Source organism: Nocardiopsis sp. TNDT3, from assembly GCF_003427465.1.
GTDB lineage: Bacteria > Actinomycetota > Actinomycetes > Streptosporangiales > Streptosporangiaceae > Nocardiopsis > Nocardiopsis dassonvillei.
This window is the reverse complement of the sequence record NZ_QPFC01000072.1, coordinates 1-5646: the sequence shown is the minus strand read 5'-3', so window position 1 is coordinate 5646 and position 5646 is coordinate 1. Positions and strand designations below refer to the sequence as shown.

Here is a 5646-nt window from a genome sequence, read left to right as displayed (position 1 = left end):
CGGCGCCTGGCGGCTGAGCACGCGATGACCCCGCCGTCCCCACCCGCAGACTCACCATGGAGCGGACGGCGCGCTGCCCGCCCCGCGCCGACCGGAAGGATTTCCCACCGTGCGTAAAGTACTGATCGCCAACCGCGGCGAGATCGCCGTGCGCATCGCCCGCGCCTGCCGCGACGCCGGACTCGCCAGCGTCGCCGTCTACGCCGAGCCCGACCTGGACGCCCTGCACGTCAAGGTCGCCGACGAGGCCCACGCGCTGGGCGGGGCCACCCCGGCCGACTCCTACCTGGACATCGCCAAACTCCTGGCGGTGGCCGAGGCCTCCGGGGCGGACGCCGTCCACCCCGGCTACGGGTTCCTGGCCGAGAACGCCGACTTCGCCCGGGCCGTCATCGACGCCGGGCTGACCTGGATCGGTCCGCCCCCCTCGGCGATCACCGCCCTGGGCGACAAGGTCCAGGCCCGCCACATCGCCCAGAAGGTCGGCGCCCCGCTGGTGGCGGGCACCGCCGACCCCGTGGAGTCGGCCGAGGAGGTCGTGGCCTTCGCCGAGGAGCACGGCCTGCCCATCGCGATCAAGGCCGCCTTCGGCGGCGGCGGGCGCGGCCTCAAGGTCGCCCACACCCTGGACGAGGTCGCCGACGCCTACGAGTCCGCGGTGCGCGAGGCGGTCACCGCCTTCGGCCGGGGCGAGTGCTTCGTGGAGCGCTACCTCGACCGGCCCCGGCACGTGGAGACCCAGTGCCTGGCCGACACCCACGGCAACGTCGTGGTGGTCTCCACCCGCGACTGCTCGCTCCAGCGGCGCCACCAGAAGCTGGTGGAGGAGGCGCCCGCGCCGTTCCTGTCCGCGGAGCAGATGGAGCGGCTGCACAGCTCCTCCAAGGCCATCCTCGCCGAGGCCGGGTACACCGGCGCGGGCACCTGCGAGTTCCTGGTGGGCGTGGACGGCACCATCTCCTTCCTGGAGGTCAACACCCGTCTCCAGGTCGAACACCCCGTGACCGAGGAGGTCACCGGGATCGACCTGGTGCGGGAGATGTTCCGCATCGCCGACGGCGAGGAGCTGGGCTACGGCGACCCCGAGGTGCGGGGGCACTCCTTCGAGTTCCGCATCAACGCCGAGGACGCCGGGCGGGGCTTCATGCCCGCGCCGGGCACCATCACCGAGCTGAACCTGCCCGGCGGCCCGGGCGTGCGCGTGGACACCGGCTGCGAGGCCGGTTTCACGGTGCCCCAGGCCTTCGACTCGATGGTCGCCAAGCTCGTGGTGACGGGCCGCAACCGCCAGGAGGCGCTCCAGCGCTCGCGGCGGGCCCTGGCCGAGTTCACGGTCGGCGGGATGCCCACGGTGATCCCGTTCCACCAGGCCGTGGTGAGCGACCCGGCCTTCGCACCGGCCGACCCCGAGCAGCCGTTCGGGGTGTACACCCGGTGGATCGAGACCGAGTTCGAGAACACCATCGAGCCGTGGTCGGGCACTCCGGGCGAGCCCGTCGAGGCCGAGCGAGAGAGGGTCACCGTCGAGGTGGGCGGCAAGCGTGTGGAGGTGGTCCTGCCCGCCGGGCTGGGCGCCTCGGCCGCCGCCCCCGCCGGTGGCGGTCAGAGCCGCAGGAAGCGGACCGCGCGCAAGGGCGGCGGGAACACCGTGGCGGCGGGCGGCGGCTCGCTGGTCTCGCCGATGCAGGGCACCGTGGTCAAGCTGGTGGCCGAGGAGGGCCAGCAGGTCGCCGAGGGCGACACCGTGGTCGTCATCGAGGCGATGAAGATGGAGCAGCCGCTCAACGCGCACAAGGCCGGGACGGTGACGGGCCTGAGGATCGCCGCGGGCGAGACCGTGGGCAACGGCGCGGTGGTCTGCGAGATCAAGGACGCCTAGCGTCCGCGCCACGCGCGGGTGAGCCACGCGCAGGCGAGGGGCGAGGGGGGAGGTACCGGCTGCCGGTGCCTCCCCCCTCGCACGTGGTCAGCGGTTCGGGATGTCGGTCGGGTCGATGTCCGGACCGCAGGGCGCCTGACCCGCGCACGTTCCCGATGGGCACCGACGTTCACGTACCCGCCGTTGACGGGGTCGAACAGCATCCGCCCTCCCAGGACACGGAGCGCTCATCCCGGAACGGAGCGTAGCCGCCCTGGGACGGTCCGCGCGGGCTTCTGCGACTCCTGCCCTGCGGAACGAGTGATCCTCGACGCATCCGCGCCGGGCGGAACGCGCCGCAGTGCCCGTGGAGTGGACGTTGTGGCGCCAGGGACAGGAAGTTGTCGACACCCGCGTATGGAATAGATAAGGAACGAACGTTATTGTCCTTGTCTGTGACGAACATCTGGGGACTGACGCGACGGTGGCACATCGACCTGTGCCGCCGCGGCTGTCAGGCGTGTCGCTAGGTCCACGCGCGCCCTTCCGGGCAGCGCGCCGCGCACCCTTCTTCCCCGTGTCACCATCCCCTCGGTGATGCCCGCCGTTCCCCGTGCCGGAAACCCCGGCGGCGCCGACCGCTCCGCCGTGCGTACCCCTCCGGCTGCCTTCACCACCACTGGAGTCCCATCCCGTGTCCGCACAGAGCACAGACGCGCCCAAGAAGCGCAGAGCCCTCCGTTTCCCGTTCGCGGCACAGGTCCTGGCGGGCCTGGTCCTCGGCGTCGTCCTGGGCGCCGTCGCCTTCCAGCTCAGCCCGCCCGACCCCGAGACCGGTGACGCCACCAACTGGCTCGCCGTCACCCTCGACACCGTCGGCTCGACCTTCGTCACCCTGCTGCGGACCATCGTCCCGCCGCTGATCGTCCTCGCCGTCATCTCCTCCATCGCCAACCTGCGCAACGTCACCAACGCGGCGCGACTGGCATGGAAGACCCTGCTGTGGTTCGGCGCGACCGCCCTGGTCGCGGTGGGCATCGGCATCGCCCTGGGCCTCATCGTGCGGCCCGGCGTCAACAGCGGCGTGGACGCGGCCACCGCCGCCGAGCCCTCGGGCACCGGCTCCTGGATGGCGTTCATCGAGAGCATCGTCCCCGCCAACTTCCTCGGCCTGGGCGCGAGCGTCTCCGGCGCCGACGACGGCAGCTTCAGCGCCTCGCTGGACTTCAACGTCCTCCAGCTGATCGTCATCGCCATCGTCCTGGGCATCGCCGCGATCAAGGTCGGCAAGGCCGCCGAGCCCTTCATCGCCTTCACCGACTCCGCGCTCCAGGTCGTGCTCAAGGCCCTGTGGTGGATCATCCGCCTGGCCCCGATCGGCACCGTGGGCCTGCTCGGCAACGCCGTGTACAGCTACGGCTGGACCACCATCGGCGCCCTGGGCAAGTTCGCGCTGACCATCTACATCGGCCTGGCGCTGGTGCTGTTCGTCGTCTACCCGGTGCTCGCCCGCGTCAACGGCCTGTCCCCGGTGAAGTACTTCAGCGGCGTGTGGCCCGCGGTCCAGCTGGCCTTCGTGTCCCGCTCCTCGATGGGCACCATGCCCGTCACCCAGCGCGTGACCGAGCAGAACCTGGGCGTGCCGCGCTACTACTCCGCGTTCGCCGTGCCCTTCGGCGCCACCACCAAGATGGACGGCTGCGCCGCGATCTACCCGGCGATCTCGGCGATCTTCATCGCCCAGTTCTTCCCCGGCATCAGCCTCGGCCTCACCGACTACCTGCTGATCGTGTTCGTGTCGGTGATCGGCTCGGCCGCGACCGCCGGAACCACCGGTGCGACCGTCATGCTGACCCTGACCCTGTCCACCCTGGGCCTACCCCTGGAGGGCGTGGGCCTGCTGCTGGCCGTCGACCCGATCCTGGACATGGGCCGCACCGCGGTCAACGTGGCCGGTCAGGCGCTGGTCCCGGCCATCGTCGCCAAGCGTGAGGGCATCCTGGACGTGGCCCGCTACCACGCGCCGCGCGACGCCTCCGGCTTCGTGCCGCTGGACGAGGCGCACGACGACGTCGAGGGCGAGGTCGGCGAGCCCGGCGTGAAGAAGGTTCCCGCCGGAGCCTCCGGCCAGGGCTGACCCGCCGCCCCCGTCCGCAGCGGCCGGTGGGAGCGTGCACGGCGGATGGGCTGCGTGTTGCGGGCGGGACTGTGTGTTGCGGGCGGGACTGTGTGTGCGGGTGAGGCTGTGTGTGCGGGTGAGGCTGTGTGTACGGGTGAGGCTGCGTGTGCGAGTGAGGCTGTGTGTACGGGTGAGACCTTTTATGGCGGATGGGGCTGTGTACGGCGGATGAGACCGTGTACTACCGGTGAGATCCGGCACAGGGGGAACCCCGCAGGGGCGCCCGTTCGTCTAGGTTGGAGAGGGAGGCGAGAGGAACGATCATGTTGCGCCGCTTGGTAACACCCACAGTGCTGACCGCCGGACTCGCGGCGGCGATGGTGAGCGCCGCGGTGGCGCCCGCCTCGGCTGACGCCCAACCCCAACCGCCCGAGGCCCAGGCGATCGCCGAGGAACTCGGGAACGACAACGTCTTCATCGACCCGAGCATCGACGCGATCCCCGAGGCCGAGCAGGGAATCCTGGAGTCGACCGCCGCCGAGGCGGACGTCCCCGTCTACTACGTGATCCTGCCCACCGACAGCATCTCCTCCCAGGCCGGTCTCGACGCCCTGATGAACCCCGTCATGGACGAGGTCGGGGACGGGGTCTACGGCGTGTTCGCGGGCAGCCAGACCTTCCAGGTGCTGTCCCCCAACGTCGAGGACACCGAGGCCATCCAGCAGCTCGCCGTCCGGGAGGGCGGCGGCAACCAGGTCGACACCCTCGTCGCCATCCCCGACGCCGCCACCCAGGTCGAGGAGGCCGAGGCTGCCGGGGCCACCTCCGGGTTCGTGCTCCTCGGACTCCTGCTGGCGGTCGTCGCCGCGGGCGCGTGGTTCGTCCACCGCAGCCGCAAGAAGCGCGAGGCCGAGAAGGCCAAGCAGCTGGAGGAGATCAGGCAGATGGCCACCGAGGACGTCGTGCGCCTCGGTGAGGACGTCGCCCGGCTGGAGATCGACGTCTCCAAGGTCGACGACGCCACCCGCAACGACTACTCCCAGGCCATGGACGCCTACGACCAGGCCAAGGCCCAGCTGGACAACATCCGCGAGCCCGAGCAGGTCAGGCTGGTCACCAGTGCCCTGGAGGACGGCCGTTACTACATGACCGCCACCCGGGCCCGCCTCAACGGCGACCCGGTGCCCGAGCGGCGCGGCCCCTGCTTCTTCAACCCGCAGCACGGCCCGTCCGTGGAGGACGTGACCTGGGCCCCGCCCGGCGGCGCGCCCCGCGAGGTCACCGCCTGCGCCGACTGCGCGCGTGCGGTGCGCACCGGCGGCCAGCCCGACGTCCGCCTGGTCGAGGTGGACGGCGAGCGCCGCCCGTACTACGACGCCGGTCCGGCCTACTCGCCCTACGCGAGCGGCTACTTCGGCATGAACATGATGATGGGCATGTTCACCGGCATGATGATGGGCTCCATGATGGGGTCGATGATGGGCATGGGTATGGGCATGGGCGCCGGTGAGGTCGGCGCCGGAGAGGACTTCGGCGGAGGCGACTTCGGAGGCGGGGACTTCGGGGGCGGCGACTTCGGCGGAGGCGACTTCGGCGGCTTCGACTTCTGACCCGCGCGCAACCGAAGGGACGATGACGAGCGAAGGGCCCCGGGCGATCCGCCCGGGGC

Annotated in this window: 3 protein-coding genes; all 3 read left to right on the top strand. The window is 71.4% G+C overall.

Translation table 11 applies throughout. The features are described from left to right. Positions 1 to 109: 109 nt before the first annotated feature. Complete coding sequence (locus DQW06_RS02175) at positions 110 to 1879, top strand: biotin carboxylase N-terminal domain-containing protein (RefSeq protein WP_117197871.1); 1770 nt, start codon at positions 110 to 112, stop codon at positions 1877 to 1879. Between the two features lie 673 nt (positions 1880 to 2552). Beyond that, entirely contained in the window at positions 2553 to 3995 is a 1443-nt protein-coding gene (locus DQW06_RS02170; protein WP_013154949.1) for a dicarboxylate/amino acid:cation symporter, read from the top strand. A gap of 332 nt (positions 3996 to 4327) precedes the next feature. After that, positions 4328 to 5587, top strand: coding sequence for a hypothetical protein (locus DQW06_RS02165; RefSeq protein ID WP_041552872.1), 1260 nt, complete (start codon positions 4328 to 4330; stop codon positions 5585 to 5587). Positions 5588 to 5646: the final 59 nt, after the last annotated feature.